The sequence below is a fragment of the Kocuria sp. CPCC 205235 genome (assembly GCF_040980905.1).
Lineage (GTDB): Bacteria > Actinomycetota > Actinomycetes > Actinomycetales > Micrococcaceae > Kocuria > Kocuria carniphila.
Genome location: NZ_JAVKPR010000012.1, coordinates 12,529 through 32,644, shown reverse-complemented (window position 1 = coordinate 32,644; position 20,116 = coordinate 12,529). Strand labels below are relative to the sequence as shown.

Sequence of the window (20,116 nt, the reverse complement as noted above, 5' to 3'; positions counted from 1 at the left end):
AGGCAGGGAAATCGTTAGCTACCTTCAGTTTTTCACACGTTGGTCAGACCACGGGTGGTGATCCCACCGCTCGTTGTGCGCGTCGTTGCAGTTGTTCCCACTGGTCAGCGGGATGGAGTTCAAGCGAGAGGGTGTGCAACTCCACGCGGGTGGGGGACTGCGAACTGACATGGGCTGACTCTCCCTGGGTGGTGATCAACCGCTGAACCATGGAACCGGGCATCAAATTCATGAGAATCAGAGCGATCTGGCGAGCGGATCCCGGGGGCAGGTCGATCGGGGCCACTACTACACGGGGTGCCACATCGACCGTGGGTTTCAGAGCGCGTAACGCCACATCCACGCCACCGCGAACGGATTGCCACAGGAACCAGCCGAACAGGCCCAGGGTCCCGAAGATCCGGCTGACCCAGAGGCGAGGCCGCGGAGGCCGGGGCGGCATGAGTGCCAGGCTCATGCCGGTGGCCAGGGCGACACTGATCACCCCGTATAGGGCATAGTCAGCGCTCCACCCGGCCAGGGCGACCCACAACAGCGCTAATGCGAGCGCGCGCGAGCACACCGCGGTCAGCCACTTCACATGAACCACCTTCCAGCGAGGACCATGACGGCCAGGGGCCCGGCGAGCAATAACAGTAGGACTGATCCGGATACGCTCCAGTTTTCGAGCCTGCGTTCCACCACGTACACGGAATTCTTACCGTGCTCCGCCGCGGCGGACCAGAACCTGGCCCATCCTCGAGCCACGGTTTCGGTGCCGTGGTGGAGGGCGTTTCGGAACTGACCTCCAGTGCGGGCGGCATGGGATACGGCGTTTTCCTCCGCGCCCAGCACGTCTCCGGGCTGAATGGCTGTTCCGTCCGCTCGCGGTGCCCACCCCGGGAGTTTGTCCCGTGCCTGCAACCACCACACGGTGCCGCCTAGTGCGAGTCCCAGGAGGATGGGCCACACGGCGTTCCACACGACGTACGGTTCCCAGCCCGGCACGGGCACCGGTGTCCAGCGTTCTCCCACGAGCCACGGGACAACGATTCCGGCCGCGGCCACGAGCAACCACGAGACCAGTTCGCCGTCCGGCCGTCTGCGGGGGTCCCGGTCGGTGTTCCACAGCACCCACGCAAAACGCAGGAGGAGCAGGGTGGATCCGGTGGCCACCAGTGGCAGAATCGAGTCAAGGCCCACGCCCAGAACCGAGATGGGCGCCACGGCCTCCTTGGAAACGTACTTGCCGAAGGCACCCGAGGTCAGCGGGGCTCCCGCGACCGCAAGTCCTGCACCGATCATCCCGATGGCCACCACCACCCCGGTCGCCCCGCGGCCGTAATGCTTGACCACCGGAACTCCCAGGAACAGCGTGCCTTTGGCCAACCCGTGGTGCACGGCGTAGACCACCGCGGCCGCGGCGACGAGCGGGGCCAGCTCCGGTTCCAGGAGTCCCGCAGCCACGACCGCGGTGATGAAGCCCAATTGAGAAATGGTGGAGTAAGCGAGTACCACTTTGGGGTCTTTCTGAAGAATCCCCACGAGCACCGCCACGAACGCCCCGATCAGCGCGAGTGATAACAGGACCCATCCGAGGATCTCCACGGTGCGATCCTGATGTCCCAGGGGGAGGAACCTCAGCCAGCCCACCAGCCCAGCCTTGACCATAGCGCCGGAGAGCACCGCCGACGCCGCCGGGGGCGCCGCGGGGTGCGCCAGCGGCAGCCAGACGTGCAGCGGCACCAAGCCGGCCTTCACACCCAGGCCCACGAACAGAAGGACCACGGTGAGGCTCAGATGATCACCCGTGGCAATGGCCCGGGGGGCATCTGTGAGTGCCAGGCCTCCCGCGTGCACCGTGAGCATGAAAGCCGCCAGAATGGCCGTCTCGCTCAATACCGACATCACCAGGTACACGCGGGTGGCCCGGTGCGCGGCGCGAGAACGGTAATGGACCACCAACCCCGCCGCGGAGAAGCTCATCAGGGCGAAGAACAAATAGAAACTGACGGTGTCTGCGGCCAGGTACGTGCCGATGTTGCCCACGAAGGACATCAGCATGAAAGACGTGAGGGCGCCTGAACCACTTTCCACGTGGCGGAGCTTCAGCCAGGTGAGAGCCAGCAGGCCGCCGCCGTACAACAGGGCGGCAACCAACAACAGTGGCCGCGCCACAGGGTCAACGGTGAACTGCGCGCCGAACAACAGCCACGGAACGTGTAGTTCGTGCCCCGCCCCGAACAGAGCCAGTAACACCGCCGGAACCACCGCGGCCGGTGCGGACAGCGCCGCTGCGCGTCGTACCCCGAAAGCGATGCGGGTCGAGAGGATCCCCGCCGCCGCAGTGATCGCCACCACGAGCAACGGAACCAGGAACGTCGCGGACATCAGCATCATCCGAGTACCCCCTGGGCGATCTGGTGCGCTATCTGCAGCGGCGCGAAGTCTGCGGACGCGCCCAGACCCACGAGTACTGATACAGCCGCGGTGATCAGGGTTGGCACCAGCAGAGTGGCCGGTTCATGCGCGACCAGTGCGGCGACGTCGCGCTTGGCAGTGCTGCCCGCGGGACCCTGCGAGGAAGGTTCGGCATCCGGGTTCGGAGCGTCATGGAACCACATGCGATAAACCACGGGGAGGAAATACATGGCGTTGAGCAGTGAGGATGCCAGCAACACCGCAACCACCCAGGGGTGCTCCGAGTCCAGGGCACCCAGGCCCAGCATCCATTTGGAAATGAACCCGGCAGTGATAGGCAGCCCGATCATCCCGAAGGCGCCCACGGTGAAAGCGGCGGAGGTCCACGGCATGCGTCGGCCGATCCCGTGCATCTGGGCGAGTTTGGTGACACCCAGGACCTCGGCGAACAACCCCGCGCAGAAGAACAGTGTGATTTTCATGAGGCCCTGGTGCACCAGGTGCACCACACCGCCCGTGGTGCCCGCCAGACTGACCAGGGAGATCCCAACCACCACGTAACTGACCTGGGAAACCGTGGAGTACGCGAGTCGCTTCTTCAGGTCTTCCTGGCGCAGAGCCTGGTAGGAGCCGTACAGAATGGTGAAGCACGCGACCAACAGCAGCGGCGTGAGCACTCCCAACTCCGCCGCCACGTCAATTCCGAACACGTCGTCCACTACACGCACGATGCCGAACACACCGGCCTTCACGACCGCCACCGCGTGCAACAAGGCGGACACAGGAGCAGGTGCCACCATGGCGCCGGGCAACCACCCGTGCAGGGGGAACAAGGCCGCCTTCACTCCCAGGCCACCCACGAGCAGAGCGAAGATCAGGGACGCAACCCCCGGAGAATGCCGTGCCAGCTCCGTCACTCCCTGCGCGCCACCCTCCGAGAAATCCACGGGCCCGGCGTAAATGGTCAACCACACCACACCGATCAGGACCGCCAGACCACCGCCCAGGGCGTACCGTAAGTAGATCCGGGCCGCGTGTAGCGCCTTGGGAGTCCCCCAGTGCGCCACCAGGGGATAGGTGACCACGGTCAGTAACTCGTAGAAGACCAAGAAAGTAATGAGGTTCCCCGAGAAAGAGATCCCCACGGTGGCCGTGACGCACAGGCTGAAGAACCCGAAGAACCGGCTCCTGCTCGGTTTGCCCTCCAAGTAGCCCACCGCATACACGGTGGTGAGCAACCACAGGAAGGCGGAGAGCGCCGCGAAGAAGATTGACAATCGGTCGACCCGCAGCACCAGGTCGATTCCCGGCAGGAACGGCAACGAGAACTCCGGCTGCACTCCGCTGATGATCACCGCGGGCACAAGAGCAACCACGAGCCCGATCTTCAAAGCGGCGGCACCGATGTTCACGGTGGTGCGAAGTTTGACCTGCTTCTCGTGCATGGGGAAGATCGCCATCGCGGCACCCAGTGAGAGCAACAGCATGATCGGGGGGATCCAGGACAACAACTCGTCCGGGACGGGTCCTACGGCGGTATCGGTTACCACGGCGCGCCCACCTCCAACAGGTTGGTACTCCAGACGCCCAGCAACCCGGTCACCACGGTGAGAGTGCCCAGTGCAAAGGGCGCGAACTGGGGGAGGAGAGGTAAGGAATCCAGCTCCCGTTCGGGGAGATGGATCTCCGAATCGTCATCCTCGGCCTCCACGAGCAGGGGCGCCAGGGCCTTGAGCAGATAGGCCGCGGACAGCAGGGTCCCCAGCACGAGTACCACGGGCATCCAGTAATGACCGGAACCCACCGCGGCCGTGGCCACCTGCCATTTGCCGGCAAACCCCAGGGACACTGGCAGGCCGGCGAGCCCCACTGCGCACAGCCCCATAGCCATCACGAGCATGGGGTGGTTCTTGCCCACGCCACGTAGTTCGGAAATCTCATCGGTGCCGTACACGTCCTTGAGGAAACCGGCGGCCAGGAACAAGCCGGCCTTGGCCAGCCCGTGACCCAACGCGAGCGCCACGGTACCGCCCACGGCCCCGGCCAGCACAGCGTCGTCACTGAGGGTGGTGATGGCGCGTTCCTCGAGAGAATCCGAGGTCGGGTCCATGAGCATGGGAAAGAACAGGAACCAGTACCCCACCTGCGCCACCGTGGAATAGGCAATGAGGGGTTTCAAGCGTGACTGCTTAAGGGCCATGACCGAGCCCACCAGGATTGCCGTGGCCCCCAGCCCACCCAACAGCCACGTGAGGACGGTTAGCATGGCCAACGATTCCGTCGGAGCATCCGGCGCTGGATCCAAGGACGGTGCCATTCCGGGTGCGGCGAGCCACAGCCAGCAGCGCAACAGGACGAACAGGGATGCCTTGATCACCAGGGCCGAGAGCAGCGGGGAAACCGTTCCCGGTGCCCCCGCGTGGGCGGGAATCAACCAGCGATGCATCGGTACCAGGGCGAGTTTCAGCGCCAACCCCAGACTTGCCAACGTCAGTGCCAGCACCACCGCAGGATGAGTCTCAGACTCCCGGGCGATAACACCGGCAGCCTGGTTGATGTCGAGCGTTCCCGTGGCGGAGAGGACCAGTCCCACGGCCACGAGGAACATCAGGGAACCCAACACCGCGATGAACAAGTAACGCAGCGCCGCCGGCCACGAGTCCCCTCCACCCAGGGCGACCAGAGCCACGGCGGTGAGACCCACCAGTTCCAACCCCACGTAGGTGTTGAAGAGATCCCCGGACACGAACACGGCGTTGAGCCCGGACCAGCACGCCAACCACAGTGGCCAGAAACTCGGGTGCGCCCTCTGCTCACGGACCGCAGTGAGGGTCTGACCGACGGTCGGGTGAGTACTCACCAACTGTGAACCGGTGGCTCTGGGCAGCAGCGCGGCGTACAGGGTGATGATCGTCCCCACCGCGGTGGCCAGGCACAAGAAAACTGCCGAGAGCCCGTCCGCCCGGAGCATGATCCCCAGGGGGGCATTGAATCCGGACATTGCCAGCTCAACGGTATGACCACTCGAGACCCCCGCCACCACGGGAACTGTCAGTGCAGTGACCCCCGCGGCGGTGAGGGACCCCAGAATTCTGCGTGCCCGGTGAGGCAGCAGCACGGTGGCGCTCGCGGTGAGCAGCGGAAACAGGACTAGAGCACCCAGGCTGAACTGCGTGAACGTCATGATCCGTCACCACCGGGCGATTCGGGACTCTCAATCCGGCGAATCAGGATCGCGCCCACACCGGTGAACGCAACGGTGATCACCAGCCCCGTGATGACCAGAGCTGAAAGCACAGGATCCAGGGGGTCGGATCGAGCGGCCAGGGCCAACAGGATCAATAGCGACCCCACACCCACCACATTCATGGCGACCAACCGTGCCATGAGGTCCTGAACCACCAGCATGCGCACCATGCCTGCAACCACCAGAATGAGGCCCAGCACCGAATAGAACTGAGCAACGGACAGGAGGAGCTCCATCAACGGCCTCCCTCGGGCGGTGCGAGCTCGGCAGGACCGTAGGGATCTTCAAGACCGAGGAACAGCATGTACAACCCGGCGGTGATACCCGCGGTGAGCACTATCTCCACGCTCAGCATCGCGGCGAAGGACCATTCGGGATCCCAGCTCAGCCACGGCTGTCCCAGGAGCACCGCGAAAACCCCGGCGAGAATGAATCCGACCACCCCCGCGATCAGGAGTGGGCGCAGCCAGCGCATCGTCAACCGGCCCAGCTGCACGTCCACGGACCGCAACAGGATTAACACACCGGCCAGGACCGCACCTGATTGGAAAGCCCCGCCGGAATCCGAGCTACCCGCGAACAACAACCACAACCCGAGCACCACGAGGGCGGGGGCCGTCACACGCACGAACCAGCGCAGCGGTGGAGGCACCACAGGAACCCGGTAGCGGGCTACTGAGATACCGCCGTCCCGGCCCATGGCCATTGCGGTGACGCCCGCGATCATCAGCACCGCAGACTCCAAGAGGGTGTCGTAGGCACGGAATCCCAGCAGAACGGCGGTGACTTCATGACTGACACCCGTGTCCGAAAGATTCTGCGAGAGCGGTTGGTCCCACTCGGGCAACGTCTGTTCCACGCGTAACCACACGCTGGTGGCCACCGTGACGATGACTGCGCCGCACACCACTCCTACCGCGGGTTGGAACCACGCGGGATTGATGCGGGGGGATTTTCGTGCGCCGTTGTGTCTTCCTGGGGTTGCGGGTTGCGGGCTGCGCAGGGCCAGCCACACGAGCACGGCGCTGAGCAGCCCGCTACCAAGTGCAGCCTCGGCCAGGGCTACGTCCACGCTGCCAAGCCGCAGCCACACCAGTGACATGATCACGCCCAGACCGAGGAAAGACATGGCTTGGATACTGCGATGGCGAGGGATCAAAGCGGTTGCCGCGGTCACGAGTACGGCAGCTCCGAGTGCCAGGTCAATGAGTGTTATGGACTCGGTCATGAGGTGGGCCGCCCCTCGCCGTGGGTGTCGCGGTACTCGACGGCCTCGCGGCTGGCCAGTGCGTGGGCCGAGACCGAGGCCGAACCCAGGATGAGTAACCACGCAATGGCCAACAAGAGCGCCGTGGACCAACTGCCCAGGTACAGCGCCGCGCCGAGCATGATGAGTCCAAGACCCAGGTTGTCGGCCTTGGTGAGAGCGTGCAGTTGGCTGCGCACGTCCGGAAAACGAATGAGCCCGGTCGTACCGGCGGTGAAGAACAGCGCGCCGCACGTGATCAGGACGGCGCTGGCCACGGTGATCATGAGTGCTCACCGTTCTGGTGGGCTGCGGGGGACTCCTCGGTACCGTGGCTCGCCTTATTGGTGCCTGCGGCGGTCAGCCGGATTGCGGCCGTGAGCGCGGCCAAACCGATCAGGACCACGGCCACGTCCATGAATCTCGACGACGCCGCCGCGCCCAGGAGCAGGCTCAGCACGACCACCAGGGCGGCACCACTGGTACCGCTGAGCAACAGTGACAGCAGCCATCGGTCGGTGACCTGACGACGAGCGGTGACCACGAAAGCCACGACCACGTTGGTGAGGAGCAGCACGAATACAGCGGTGAGAAGGATCTCGAACACATCGGTTCCTTGGTTCGCTGGTCATGGGCGGCATGGCTGCTCGTGCAGGGGTCGTGGCGTGTACTCGTCATTGTCCCGGGGTGAACAGTGTGCTGTCCAACGCGTTCACTCTCAGAAAACAGCCGATCCGGGCCGCCGAGATCGGGTGGGTCGACGAACGTGGGTAAAGTGGGAGCGCGCTGACCACCCGGCGCACACCCCACCGAACCAAGGACCCACCACCCATGCGCGTTGCTGCCATCGACTGCGGTACCAACTCCATTCGTCTGCTGATCGCGGACGTGAAGGAGGACAACGGACATCCCGAACTCATCGACATCGTGCGTGAGATGCGCATGGTCCGGTTGGGGCAGGGTGTGGACGCGACCGGTTGGCTGGCCGAGGCCGCACTGGAACGCACGTTCGCCGCGACCGAGGAGTACGCCCGCCTGATCAAGAAGCACAAGGTGGACAAGATCCGCTTCGTCGCCACTTCCGCCACCCGCGACGCCGGTAACCGCCAGGTATTCGTGGACGGCATCAAGGAACGACTGGGCGTGATGCCCGAGGTCGTCACCGGAGATGAAGAAGCAGCCCTGTCCTTCCGCGGCGCCGCCAACGCTACCGGGCCTCTCAAACCCGAGGATCGCGTGCTCGTGGTCGACCTGGGCGGTGGCTCCACCGAATGCGTACTGGGCACCGTGGACGGCGTAACCGCAGCCAAGAGCGTGGACGTGGGATGCGTGCGGATGACCGAACGGCACTTGGGCTCCAACCCTCCCACCGACGAACAGCAGCGCCAGGTACTCCAGGACGTGGACGAGGCCATGGATTCCGTATCCCGCATGGTCCCGTTGTCACAAACCACCCATTTGGTGGGTGTCGCCGGAACGGTGACTACGGTGAGCGCTCACGCCATGGATCTCAAGAGCTACGACCCGGACAAGATTCACGGCTCCACGCAATCGGTGGACTCGATAGCCAAGGCCTGCAAGGACCTCACGGCCATGACCAAGAAGGAACGGGCCCGCTTGGGATTCATGCACGAGGGCCGCGTGGACGTGATCGGCGGCGGTGCCCTGGTGTGGCGGCGCGTGATCGAACGTGTTGTCTCCGCGACACAAGGCCGTGTGCAGTCGGTCACAGCCAGCGAACACGATATTTTGGACGGCATCGGTCTGTCCCTGGTGCACTGACCCCACAAACGTCCTGAACATTCAACCGCCAGGGACGTCCCCACCGGTGCGTTCCCAGTCGAGTTGAGGTTAGTAATGTCGGTTCACACCACGCGCCGCCGCGCACTCTCGGGTGCGGCCGCTGCCGCCATGGTCTTGTCCTTCACAGCAGCCCCCGCGGTAGCCATGCCCGACAACCAGCAGCCACCGGGAGCCCCCGCCCCCGCGCCGTCGATCCCCGTGGAAACACCCGTGGCGCCGCCGCCCCCGGACGGCAAGGTACCGGTGCCCGTGGACTCCATCCGCGAGCGGGAGTACTGGCTCGACGAATACGGCGTGCGCGATGCGTGGAAAGAATCCACCGGCAAAGGCGTGAAGATCGCCGTGATCGACACCGGTGTGGACGCGACACATCAGGATCTGAGCGGCACCGTCAAGGACGGCACGGACGTCTCCGGCAAGGGAGACGGCAAGGGGCACCGCGGACTGGGCTCGGAACCCGAACACGGCACCCTCGTTTCGTCCTTGGCCGCAGGAACCGGTCACGGTGCGGATAATCCCGACGGTCCCGGTAAGCAGGGTGGCGTGATCGGTGTAGCTCCGGAAGCCGAGATCCTGCCCGTGTCCCTGTGGCTCGGCAACGAGGAACCGGGCGTCAAGGACGTCAACGAACAGATCCCGAATGCCGTGCGCTGGGCCGTGGACAACGGAGCCGACGTGATCAACATGTCCGTGGGATCGGACTCCACGGAATGGCCGCAGTCCTGGGACTCAGCGTTCGCCTACGCGGAAGAGAAGGACGTGCTGGTGGTGGCGGCCTCGGGCAACCGCGGATCCGGGCTCAACCAGGTCGGTGCGCCGGCCACGATTCCCGGTGTGCTCACGGTCGGTGGTGTGAACAGGGCGGGCCAGGCAAGTTGGGACTCGTCCTCTCAAGGAATCTCGATCGCGGTGGCCGGACCCAGCGAAGACATGGTGGGGGCCATGCCGAATGACGGTTATGCCGAATGGTCCGGAAGCTCGGCCACCGTTCCCCTGGTCTCCGGGACCGCGGCGTTGATCAAGGCCAAAAATCCGGACCTGAGTGCGGCACAGATCGCCAATCAGATCATCCGCACAGCTCATGACGCCGGTGAGGAGGGTCAGGACCCGTTCTACGGACATGGGATCCTGGACGTGAAAGCCGCCGTGGAGGAGGACGTCCCCGAGGTGGACGAGAACCCCTTGGGCAGCATGAAGCACTGGATGAGCGTGCACCGACCGGCAGCTGTGGAACCCAGCGAGGCGGCGTCGTCGCCCGAAGTCTCCGAGACCCCGGACACGGAACAGGTGACAGAGGAGGCGACCCCGCCGGTGGCCCAGGCGCCGCTCAACGAGACCGGTGCACTGCCCGTGGTCATCCTGGCCGGATTCGGTCTGGTAGTGGCGGGACTCACGGTGGCCGCGGTACTGCACATCCGATCGATGAACCGCTGACGCCAACATTTCACGATCAGCGCAGTCCCACCCCCGCCTTTCGAAGCGGAAATTGGGGCGGCGATGAGTAGACTTTCAGGCATGGCTTTCAATCAATTGGCTAAAGACCGTCCGCGTCTTCTGATCGTCGGCGGCGGATACGTTGGTTTCACGCTCGCACAACAGCTGCAAACCCGCATCAAAGAATCGGGTGGCGTTGTCACGGTTGTCGATCCCAACCCGTACATGACCTACCTGCCGTTCTTGCCCGAAGTTGCTGCCGGCAACATCGAGGCACGTAGCGCCATCGTTCCGCACCGTCAGCACCTCAAGGACTGCGAACTCATCGCTGGCCGCGTGGAGAGCATTGACCACGCCAACCGTACGGTCAGTATCCGCGGCATCGATCAGGGTCCCGACTTCGATCTGCCCTATGACGAGATCGTCATTGCCGGTGGCTCCATGACCCGCACCTTCCCCATCGAGGGACTGGCCGAGAACGCGATCGGTCTCAAGACCATCGAAGAGGCTGTATCTCTGCGTAACTGGGTCCTGGAACGCATCGAGATCGCCTCGCTGACCGATGACGAAGCAGAGAAGCGCAAGGCTCTCACCTTCATCGTGGTCGGTGGCGGTTTCGCCGGTATCGAGGCCATTGGTGAACTCGAGGACATGGCGCGCACCGCAGTGGAGCGCAACGACCGTTTGAAGGTCTCCGACCTGCGCTTCGTGCTGGTCGAGGCCATGGGCCGCATCATGCCCGAGGTGACCGAGGAGCGAGCCGAGAAGGTTGTCGCCGACCTGCGTTCGCGCGGCATCGAAGTTCTGTTGAACACCTCCTTGGATTCCGCCAAGGACCAGTTGGTCAAGCTGATCAACATGAAGGACAAGTCTCCGGCCGGCGAAATGTACACCGACACGCTGGTATGGACCGCTGGTGTTCAGGCTTCGCCGTTCGTCAAGAACAGTGACCTGCCCGTGGACGAGCGCGGGCGCGTCCGTGCCGGTGCTGATCTGCGTGTGACCGGGGACGACGGCCCCCTCAAGGGTGCCTGGGCCGCCGGTGACATCGCCGCAGTTCCGGACCTCACGGGTGCCGGCCCCGGCGGTTTCTGCGTTCCCAACGCTCAGCACGCTGTGCGCCAGGCCAAGACCATGGCCAAGAACATCATGGCTACCCGCGAGGGCAAGCCGCTCGAGGACTACTACCACGAGAACCTCGGCGCTGTGGCGGGTCTGGGCCTGTACAAGGGTGCCGCCACCATTCGCGGTGTGGACTTCGGTGGTCTACCCGCTTGGGCCGCACACCGGCTCTACCACGGCTACGCGATCCCCACGATCGAGCGCAAGGTCCGCGTGTTCAGCGAATGGGGCATCAACATGCTCTTCGGCCGCGACACCACCGGCATGCGCCACGTGCGTGACCCGCGCCGTTCGTTCAAGATCGCCGCAGGTGACGAAGTGGATAAGGCCAAGGCAAGGCTGTAACCTACGTTTACTCGCGAAGCTACCGGTTCAGCTCCCTTCACGGGCGGTGAACCGGTAGCTTTTGCACTGGCCCCCATAGCCCAATTGGCAGAGGCAGCGGACTTAAAATCCGCGCAGTGTGGGTTCGAGTCCCACTGGGGGCACCACTTTCTTCTTTGCACGGCCTGCGTTCCGGCATGTTGGGCCACCGCTGACGACATCTGAGGCCGAAGTTCGCGGCCCATTACATTTATGGCTTCGGTTCGCGGCGTTCACCCCTGATCCGCTGCGGTCCGGAGCCTCAGATGTTCTGCCGTGCCAAACTCAGCCACAGATGTTCCCCGGTCGCGACAATCCTCAATGGACCGGTTCCGGATCCCCGCTACAGGGAAAATCTCATTCGACATCACGGAGACCCGTCATAGTCGCAGAGACCGTAGAGTGGATTCCCACAGGAGGACGGTGTAACCCATGGCGACGTTGAGAGCTTCTTCCGCTGGTGGCCGCAATGCGAGGACCAGGTTGACGGCTAAAACTGACAGCGCCGCTCGTACGGGCAAGGTCAACACGTACAGCGCCAAACAGCAGCAACGACTCCTGAAGCAGTCAGAGAAGCTACAAAAGGTGCTTGAGGAGCGTAAGAAGGAACTCGGTGTTAGCTAGCCAGCGCACCTGATCCGATTTCATCCCCCCGCACCACTCGCGTTCCATGATTCCGTGTTCGGTCAGCTGGGGTCGGGCACGATGTTGTGGTTCAGACGGAACAGATTCTGTGGGTCGTAGCGATTCTTCAGTTCCTTCAATCGGTCGTAGGTGCGTTGGCCGTAGGCCTGGCGGGCCGCGTGGGTCATGTCGTGACCGTCCTCTGCCCCCAGGAAGTTCACGTATTGCCCCTGCTCGGCGAAGGGCTGCATGCGTGCGTGAGCCTTTCGTGCAAAAGCGGTCAACCGCTCATCCTCGGCAGGATCGGTCCAGAATCCGTAGATGTTGAGCCAGAACCGGGCGGAGCGGTTGGGGAATGCGGTGTCGTCTTCCGCTATGCGACTAAACGCACCGCCTAAGCAATGGATGTCGATGCCCGTTCCGTGCCAGGTGACTTCCGAGGCGATGTCCGCAAGGACATCCACGACCTCACGATCCATCCGGGAGAAGGACACGTTTTTCCAGTACCCGCGTGAGCCTTTGGGGAAGAGACCGTCCAGACTCGACTGCCAGCCGATCCAGTCCGTGAGGTGGACGTCTTCACCATCCGGTGGCGCTATCTCCCGCAACTGCTGGATCAGCTCCAACCCCGAGGCCTGGTCCTCCGAAGCCCACGCGAAACCCACAATCATCCACGGGTCGTCGCCCATGCCGAACTCCGGTGGCAGCACCAGGATGGAGATGATGGGAGTCATTTCGTCGGGCAGGGATTGAGTCCAGTGTTCGAATGAAGTCAGGGCATCACGCCAGTGAGCCGGCTGGTAGAAGAAGTTTCCCGCCAATACGGGCGATGACAGTGACCGAGCGTGAAACGTGAAGGACGAAACCACACCGAAGTTGCCACCCCCGCCGCGCACTCCCCAGAAGAGGTCGGGGTTCTCCCCGGCGCTCGCCGTGAGATGCTCCCCGGAGGCTGTGACGATACGGGCGGATTCCAGATTGTCCAGACTCAGGCCGCAAGACCTGGTCAACCATCCCACGCCGCCGCCCAGCGTCAGCCCGGCGATCCCGGTCGCGCTGATCACGCCCATGGGAATCGCGAGTTGATGAGGCGCGGTCGCATGATCGACGTCCGAGAGAGTGGCTCCAGCTGCGACCGAGACCAGGCGACGTTCCGGATCAACCTCCACGGCCCGGAGTTGGCACAGGTCCAGGGCGAGCCCGCCCTCCACGGTGACGTGCCCCGCCACGTTGTGGCCGCCTCCGCGGATGGCAAGTGGCAGTCCCGTGTCTCGCGCGGCCTCCAGGACCACATCGATGTCAGAGTCTGATCCCACACGGATCACCGCGCAAGGGTAGACATCGATCATGCCGTTCCACACCGTTCGAGCACTGTCGTACCGGGAATCGTCGGGGGTGATCAGATCCCCGGACAACGAATCGTCCAGTTTGTTGAGCGCAGCCGTGATCTCGGGGCTGTTGGTGTGCGAAGTGTGCGTGCTCATGATGCTGCTGCTTCCCCGATGAGAGATCTGCATCTCTGATATGACGGTGAATGGTGGCTGCAGGGATCGGAATTTCTCCACGCCGCCACTGCAGAACTCGGGGAATGACATTCCCGGGCCTCGGAGCCTCCCAATGTGTCTCCGGGCTGGAACGGTACGACGCTGAACCAATTATAAGTCCACTTGGTAACCCGGTCTACGGCAGTGAGCCATCACGGTAGAAAATCTCGTCGTGATCAGAAAGAAGCAGCCCTCAACTGCGTTTCTTGCCGACGAACCGATCCACGCGCTGCACGGTCTCCGGATGCCCGGACAGTTTCGCGATGCTCGCTGATTCGTTGCGCAGGTGCTGCTCGTACCCCTCCAGCGTGGCGGCCCGCAGCAATTTCTTGGTCGACCCGTACGTCTGCGTCGCCCCGCTCAAGAAACGGTCCTCGACCTCGGTGAGCCGCTCCGCGAACGACGCCGCTGCGGTCACCTCGTTCGCAAGGCCCCAGTCCACGGCGTCCGCACCGCTCAGAACCCGACCATTGAGCGCCAGATCGGTGGCGCGCTGATGGCCCACCGCGCGGGGGAGCAGGTAGGCGACGCCCGTATCAGGGGACAGACCCATCTTGGAGTACGCCGTCAGCATGCTCGACTGATCGGAGGCCAATACCCAGTCAGAGTTCAACACCAACCCGAACCCCGCACCGGCCGCCGTGCCATTGACGCCAGCAATGATGAGCAGACGCGAACGCATCATGGCCAGCGCGACGTCGTGGGCGGCGTCGGCGAGGTCGCGTAAGAAAGCGGGACGACCCGCGGGCTCGTAAGAGGCCATGCTCGTGACGTCCCCGCCCGCGCAGAAGAAGCGACCCTCGCCCGTCAACGTGAGGACGTGGACGTCCGGGTCGGGCTCGGCGTCGCGCAGGGCGGCCAGTGCCTCACGCGCCATGTCGAGGGTGAAAGCATTGCCGTCCGCGGGACGGTTCAGCACGAGCCGAACCACGCCGGACCGGTGTTCGATCCGGACTGCAGAGGGGGTGTCGCTAGTAGTCACGGTGCTCCTGTTGGACTGGTCGGGGATGGTGAGGGCGCGGTCACGCGAAGGCGCTGACGCCGGTGAGGTCGCGGTCACGCGAAGGCGCTGACGCCGGTGAGGTCGCGGTCACGCGAAGGCGCTGACGCCGGTGAGGTCGCGGTCACGCGAAGGCGCTGACGCCGGTGAGGTCGCGGTCACGCGAAGGCGCTGACGCCGGTGAGGTCGCGGTCACGCGAAGGCGCTGACGCCGGTGAGGTCGCGGCCAAGGATCAGGGCCTGAACGGACTCGGTGCCCTCGTACGTGTGCAGCGCCTCCACATCGGTCATGTGGCGGATCACGTGATTCTCCAGCAGAATCCCGTTGCCACCCAGCATGTCCCGGGCCGCGGAAGCGATCCGGCGGGCGGCGCGCGTGTTGTGGTACTTGAGCATCGAGGCCTGCGCGGGCCTCATGGTGCCCGCGGCCTGAAGCTGCGTCACCGCCACGCACTGCAACTGCATGTTGGTCAGCTCCGCGAGCATCTGGGCCAGGCGCTCCTGCACCATTTGATGACCGGCCAGCGGTTTGCCGAACTGTGTGCGTTGCTTTGCGTAGGACAACGCCGCCTCGAACATAGATGTTGCGTGGCCCAGCGCGGACCAACCCACGTTCACGCGCGTCTCCACGAGAGCGCGGGACACGTCCTTGAAGGAGCTCACGTTAGGCAGTTGCGCCTCGGCGGGAACGCGCACATTGTCCAGCGTGATTTCAGCCTGATGAATGGCACGCAACGCGCCCTTACCCTGAATGACCTCCGCCGAATATCCCGGGGTGGCCTGCTCCACGATGAAGCCCTTGACCTGGCCGTCCGCCTGATCGCGGGCCCACACGATGGTGATCCCGCCGGCGGCGCCGTTACCGATCCACTTCTTGTGACCGTCCAGGACCCATTGGGAGCCTTCTCGGCGCGCGGTGGTTTCCAGCGACACCGAGTCCGAGCCGTGGTTGGGTTCCGTCAGCGCGAAACCACCGAGCAGCTCACCGCTGGCCACGGGTTCCAGATACCGCTGCTTCTGCTCGTCGCTCGCGAACAGCACCAAGCTGCGCAGCACCAGACCACCCTGCACGGCCGCGGCGGCGGCCAGGGAACCGTCCGCGCGGGAGATTTCCATGGTCACCAGGCCAGCCGCCAATGGCGACATAGTCCGATGACCGGAGACATCCAGCCCATCGGTCAGCAGATCGAGTTCACCGGCCCGGCGTACCAGGTCCGTGGGGTACTCACCGCGATCCCAGTACTCGTTGATCAGGGGCAGGATCTCCGCACCGTATTCGCGGGCACGGTCCCAGTGCGCCCGGTCCTCGTCGCTCATTCCGTCCAGCACCGAGAGATAGTCGGTGCCCAGAGCTTCGGCCAGGTCATAGCGCTGCGACGGCCCGGCGCTCACGCGCGATCCTCCGTGGTCCCGGTCCCGGTCCCGGTCCCGGTACCGGCCCCGGTTTCGCTCGCTTCCGCAGCCACCGACGACGACGCCGCTCCGCCACCTTCCGTACCGGACACACCCGCGTCACCCTGTCCGGACGATGCTCCGTTGGCGTCCTGAGTTCGCTCCGCCCGCAGCTCCCGCTTGAGCAGCTTGCCCGACTGGTTGCGGGGTAGTTCCGCGACGAAGTCCACCCGCTTGGGCACCTTGTAGTCGGCGATCCGCGACTTCACGTGCGCGCGCACGGTTTCCGGAGTCAGCGTGGTGCCCTCCTTGAGCACGATCACCGCGGTGATGGCCTCGATCCAGCGCTCGTCGGGCAGGCCGACCACGGCGACTTCGGCGACCTCGTCCAACTCGTAAATGCAGTCCTCGACCTCGCGCGGGGCCACGAGTACGCCGCCGGTGTTGATGACGTCCTTGATGCGGTCCACCACTTGGATGAATCCCTGCGCGTCCTGGGTGACCTGGTCACCGGAGCGGAACCAGCCGTCCACGAACGCTTGCTCGGTGGCCTCGGACTTGTTCCAGTAACCCGTCAGCAGTTGCGGGGAACGGTATTGGATCTCTCCTGGTTCACCGGGCGCAGCCAGCTCACCCTCCGAAGTGACCACGCGCGCCTCCACATAGAACACGGGCCGCCCGCACGAGGCCGGCCGCGCGTCATGTTCCTCCGGGCGCAGCACGGTGCACAGCGGACCCAATTCGGATTGTCCGAAACAGTTGAAGAACCCGATCTTCGGATATCGCGAGCGCAACCGCTGCAGCACGGTCACCGGCATGATGGACGCGCCGTACTGCGCTTTGGTCAGCGACGACAGGTCGCGGGTGTCCAGCTCGGGGGAGTTCGCCAGCGGTACCCACACGGTGGGGGCCAGGAACAGTGACCCGATGTGTTCCTTCTCGACGAGCTCAAGGATCTGAGCGACGTCGGGCTTAGCAATCACGCGCGCTGTGGCACCCAATGTGAGGTAGGGGAGTAGGAACACGTGCATCGCGGCCGAATGGTAGAGCGGCATGGCGATCAGTGGGCGGTCCTCGGCCGTGAAATCCAGGGCGATGATCGAGGAGACGTACTCGGCGATCAGCGCGGCGTGCGTCATCATTGCTCCCTTGGGCGCGGACGTGGTTCCGGAGGTGTACAGCAGCTGCAGCAGGTCGCTTTCGTCCACGGGTGCGTCCACGGGCTCCGACGACGCCGCCCGGTCCAGCGCCGTCTCCAGCAGCGAGACCTCTTCGGGCCGGGTACCGGAACTCGAGTCTGCGTTCGAAAACATCGACCACACCTGGCCGACACCCGCGGCGCGACCGGACGCGCGGACGTCGTCGACCAGCGGGAGCAGGGCTTTGTCGGCCACGAGCAGGTTCGCTCCGGAATCCTCCAGGATGTAGGCCAGCTCGTCACCCTTGAGGGCGAAGTTCACCGGAACGTGCACCAGACCAGCCTCGGCGCACGCGAGGTACAGCAGGAGATAGGCGTCAGAATTGGCGCCGTAGGCGGCAACCCGGGCACCGGATGGCAGCCCGGCATCCAGCAGGCGACGTGCCACGCGATGGACCGCATCGCCCAGTTCCGAATATGTCCAGCGCCGGTCCTCGAACAGGAGCGCGGTTGTGGGACCGTTGCGGGTGACCGTGCGGCGGAGCAGATCGCCAACCGTGTTGGACTGTGCCGTGGCCACCGCGTATTCGGTCTCGTGGTTCTGGGATGCTGCGTTCATGATGGGCGTGTCCTTAAAAGGGAGTGGTTGCGAAGGTCAGAGAGGCCGCTCAGAGTCGTTCGATGATGGTGACATTGGCCTGGCCGCCGCCCTCGCACATGGTCTGCAGCCCCCAGCGGACATCTCGGCGTTCGAGTTCATGCAGCAGAGAGGTCATGAGCCGCGCGCCGGTCGCACCGATGGGGTGGCCCAGGGCGATAGCTCCGCCGTTCACATTGACCTTGGACATGTCCGCGCCGGTCTCGCGCTGCCATGCGAGCACCACAGCGGCGAAGGCCTCGTTGATCTCGATCAGGTCCATGTCGTCCAGGCTCATGCCCGTGCGTTCCAGCGCGTGACGGGTCGCGGCAATCGGCGCGGACAGCATCATCACGGGATCGTCACCGCGAGCCGAGACGTGGTGGATTCGCGCTCGCGGTGTGAGCCCGTATTTCTCAACAGCACGCTCAGAGGCGATCAGAAGCGCCGCGGCGCCGTCGGACATCTGTGACGCGCTACCGGCCGTGTGCAGGCCACCCTCCACGATGGGCTGCAAGGAACGAAGCTTGTCGAGATCTGGCTCGCGCGGACCCTCGTCTGCGGACAGCCCGGCCAACGGTAGGATCTCCCGATCGAAGCGGCCTTCCCGCTGCGCGGTGAGCGCGCGTTCGTGGGATTCCACGGCGAAGGCCTCGAGCTCATCCCGGGTGAAACCCCAGCGGTGGGCCATCATTTCCGCACCCCGGAACTGGGATATCTCTTGGTCGCCGTAGCGCTCGGCCCACCCGGTGGATCCGGTGAAGGGATCCGGGAAACCGAATTTCTCCGCGGCCACGTTGGAGTACGTGAGCGGAATGCTGGACATGGACTGCACACCACCGGCGACCACCAGGTCACTTGTTCCGCTCATCACGGCCTGCGCCGCGTAGCTGATCGCTTGCTGACCGGAACCGCATTGCCGTTCGATGGTGCTACCGGGCACCGCCTGCGAGAGCCCGGCAGCGAGCCACGCATTGCGGGCAATGTCCATGGACTGCGGACCCAGTTGATCGATGCACCCCAGGATCACCTCGTCGTAGTCCTGGGAATCGATGCCCTGGCGGTTCACCAGCTCCCGCAACGGTGCGGCGGCCAGATCGAGCGGATGAACCTCCGCAAGTCCCTTGCCGCGGCGCCCCACGGGGGTGCGGACAGCATCAATGATGTAGGCCTCAGCCATGAGAAGTACTCCGAACAGTTGGTCGAGTGGGGTAGGGCAATACGACAGCGATCAGCGCGGGGCCATGCGCAGAGCGCCGTCCATGCGCAGCGTGGTGCCGTTGAGATAATCGTTGTCCACGAACGTGGTCACGATCTGCGCGTATTCCGAGGGGCGGCCCAGACGGCGGGGGAACGGAACACCTGCGGCCAGGCCGGCCCGGTACTCCTCGCTGACGGTGGCCAGCATGGGTGTCTCCACGATTCCGGGGGCCACGGTGTTCACTCGGATGCCCAGGCTCGCCAGGTCCCGGGCGGCCGTGATGGTCAGGCTGTGCACGCCTCCCTTGGACGCCGCGTAGGCCGCTTGACCCACCTGTCCTTCGAACGCCGCCACAGAGGCCGTATTGACGATGAGTCCGCGCTGGCCGTCCTCGTCCACGGGGTCGGTTTCCGCCATGGCTTCCGCTGCGAGGGTCAGCACGTTGAACGTGCCGATCAGGTTCACCCGGATCACGGTCTCGAACAGTGCCAGGTCGTGCGGTCCCTTCTTGCCCAGGATGCGGGCCGAGGGCGCGATGCCGGCGCAATTGACCACGGTGCGCAACGGACCGACTTCCGTGGCCATTGCCACGGCGGCGCGTACGTCGTCGGGCTGGGTGACGTCAGCTGCGTGGTAGGTGATTCCGTCCACCTCCGGGGCCTTCTCGATACCCGCGGGGAGGTCCACGCCGATCACGCGTACGCCGCGATCCGCCAGGGCCGCGGCGGTCGCCGCGCCCAGACCCGACGCCGCTCCGGTCACCAGGGCAGAAGTGTTGGAGACATCCATGGAATATTCCTCTCGGTGGGGTGCTTTAGTAGGATGCCCAACTATTTAACTGTTGTCCAGATCACACTGTCGATGATCGACAAAATGGTTCCGGCTCACGCCGCGATAGTTCGCAAACGCACGGTGAAATTCACTGTTCGCTGTGCACAAACTCCCAGCTCCGCATGACACGTCAC

The 20,116-nt window shown here is 64.5% G+C and carries 18 protein-coding genes and 1 tRNA gene; 5 read left to right on the top strand and 14 right to left on the bottom strand.

What is annotated here, in order from left to right; genetic code table 11:
- Positions 1-43: 43 nt before the first annotated feature.
- The 8 genes from RF638_RS09805 to RF638_RS09770 are packed head-to-tail and all read right to left on the bottom strand — an operon-like array spanning position 44 to position 7,500.
- Positions 44-580, bottom strand: a complete 537-nt coding sequence (locus RF638_RS09805; RefSeq protein ID WP_259915181.1) for a Na+/H+ antiporter subunit E — start codon at positions 578-580, stop codon at positions 44-46.
- Positions 577-2,379: a proton-conducting transporter membrane subunit gene (locus tag RF638_RS09800; protein ID WP_368841926.1), complete on the bottom strand. Its 1,803-nt coding sequence runs from the start codon at positions 2,377-2,379 to the stop codon at positions 577-579. Before RF638_RS09800 ends, RF638_RS09805 begins: the two co-directional genes overlap by 4 nt.
- Positions 2,376-3,950, bottom strand: a complete 1,575-nt coding sequence (locus RF638_RS09795) for a complex I subunit 5 family protein (protein WP_368841925.1) — start codon at positions 3,948-3,950, stop codon at positions 2,376-2,378. The genes RF638_RS09800 and RF638_RS09795 overlap by 4 nt, the downstream gene beginning before the upstream one ends.
- Positions 3,944-5,584, bottom strand: coding sequence for a complex I subunit 5 family protein (locus RF638_RS09790; protein ID WP_259915169.1), 1,641 nt, complete (start codon positions 5,582-5,584; stop codon positions 3,944-3,946). The genes RF638_RS09795 and RF638_RS09790 overlap by 7 nt, the downstream gene beginning before the upstream one ends.
- Complete coding sequence (locus tag RF638_RS09785) at positions 5,581-5,883, bottom strand: NADH-quinone oxidoreductase subunit K (protein ID WP_259915167.1); 303 nt, start codon at positions 5,881-5,883, stop codon at positions 5,581-5,583. Before RF638_RS09785 ends, RF638_RS09790 begins: the two co-directional genes overlap by 4 nt.
- Positions 5,883-6,875 carry a hydrogenase subunit MbhD domain-containing protein gene (locus RF638_RS09780; protein WP_259915164.1) on the bottom strand — a complete coding sequence of 331 codons (993 nt, stop codon included), beginning with the start codon at positions 6,873-6,875 and terminating at the stop codon, positions 5,883-5,885. Before RF638_RS09780 ends, RF638_RS09785 begins: the two co-directional genes overlap by 1 nt.
- Positions 6,872-7,180 (bottom strand): monovalent cation/H(+) antiporter subunit G, encoded by a 309-nt coding sequence (locus RF638_RS09775; protein WP_259915162.1) that lies wholly within the window; start codon positions 7,178-7,180, stop codon positions 6,872-6,874. Before RF638_RS09775 ends, RF638_RS09780 begins: the two co-directional genes overlap by 4 nt.
- Positions 7,177-7,500, bottom strand: a complete 324-nt coding sequence (locus RF638_RS09770; RefSeq protein WP_259915158.1) for a hypothetical protein — start codon at positions 7,498-7,500, stop codon at positions 7,177-7,179. Before RF638_RS09770 ends, RF638_RS09775 begins: the two co-directional genes overlap by 4 nt.
- 224 nt (positions 7,501-7,724) lie before the next feature.
- Here RF638_RS09770 and RF638_RS09765 point away from each other — a divergent pair, with 224 nt between their 5' ends.
- From RF638_RS09765 to RF638_RS09745, 5 genes are all read left to right on the top strand, one after another.
- A complete protein-coding gene (locus tag RF638_RS09765; protein ID WP_259915155.1) occupies positions 7,725-8,675 on the top strand; it encodes a Ppx/GppA phosphatase family protein in 951 nt (316 codons plus the stop codon).
- 75 nt (positions 8,676-8,750) lie between these two features.
- Positions 8,751-10,130: a S8 family serine peptidase gene (locus RF638_RS09760; protein ID WP_368841923.1), complete on the top strand. Its 1,380-nt coding sequence runs from the start codon at positions 8,751-8,753 to the stop codon at positions 10,128-10,130.
- A gap of 81 nt (positions 10,131-10,211) precedes the next feature.
- Positions 10,212-11,597 (top strand): NAD(P)/FAD-dependent oxidoreductase, encoded by a 1,386-nt coding sequence (locus RF638_RS09755; protein WP_129700430.1) that lies wholly within the window; start codon positions 10,212-10,214, stop codon positions 11,595-11,597.
- Between the two features lie 69 nt (positions 11,598-11,666).
- Positions 11,667-11,743 (top strand) — tRNA-Leu (locus tag RF638_RS09750).
- Positions 11,744-12,098: 355 nt separating this feature from the next.
- Complete coding sequence (locus RF638_RS09745; RefSeq protein ID WP_158222903.1) at positions 12,099-12,239, top strand: hypothetical protein; 141 nt, start codon at positions 12,099-12,101, stop codon at positions 12,237-12,239.
- A 62-nt stretch (positions 12,240-12,301) separates the two neighbouring features.
- Here RF638_RS09745 and RF638_RS09740 read toward each other — a convergent pair whose 3' ends face one another.
- From RF638_RS09740 to RF638_RS09715, 6 genes are all read right to left on the bottom strand, one after another.
- A complete protein-coding gene (locus RF638_RS09740) occupies positions 12,302-13,723 on the bottom strand; it encodes an FAD-binding oxidoreductase (protein ID WP_129700432.1) in 1,422 nt (473 codons plus the stop codon).
- A 253-nt stretch (positions 13,724-13,976) separates the two neighbouring features.
- Positions 13,977-14,765: an enoyl-CoA hydratase/isomerase family protein gene (locus tag RF638_RS09735; RefSeq protein ID WP_129700434.1), complete on the bottom strand. Its 789-nt coding sequence runs from the start codon at positions 14,763-14,765 to the stop codon at positions 13,977-13,979.
- Positions 14,766-14,975: 210 nt separating this feature from the next.
- A complete protein-coding gene (locus RF638_RS09730; RefSeq protein WP_259915142.1) occupies positions 14,976-16,175 on the bottom strand; it encodes an acyl-CoA dehydrogenase family protein in 1,200 nt (399 codons plus the stop codon).
- Positions 16,172-17,932, bottom strand: a complete 1,761-nt coding sequence (locus RF638_RS09725; RefSeq protein ID WP_368841922.1) for a fatty acyl-CoA synthetase — start codon at positions 17,930-17,932, stop codon at positions 16,172-16,174. The genes RF638_RS09730 and RF638_RS09725 overlap by 4 nt, the downstream gene beginning before the upstream one ends.
- Before the next feature lie 49 nt (positions 17,933-17,981).
- A complete protein-coding gene (locus RF638_RS09720; protein ID WP_259915138.1) occupies positions 17,982-19,130 on the bottom strand; it encodes an acetyl-CoA C-acetyltransferase in 1,149 nt (382 codons plus the stop codon).
- 51 nt (positions 19,131-19,181) lie between these two features.
- On the bottom strand, positions 19,182-19,940 hold the full coding sequence (locus RF638_RS09715; RefSeq protein ID WP_095796860.1) for an SDR family NAD(P)-dependent oxidoreductase: 759 nt from the start codon (positions 19,938-19,940) through the stop codon (positions 19,182-19,184).
- Positions 19,941-20,116: the final 176 nt, after the last annotated feature.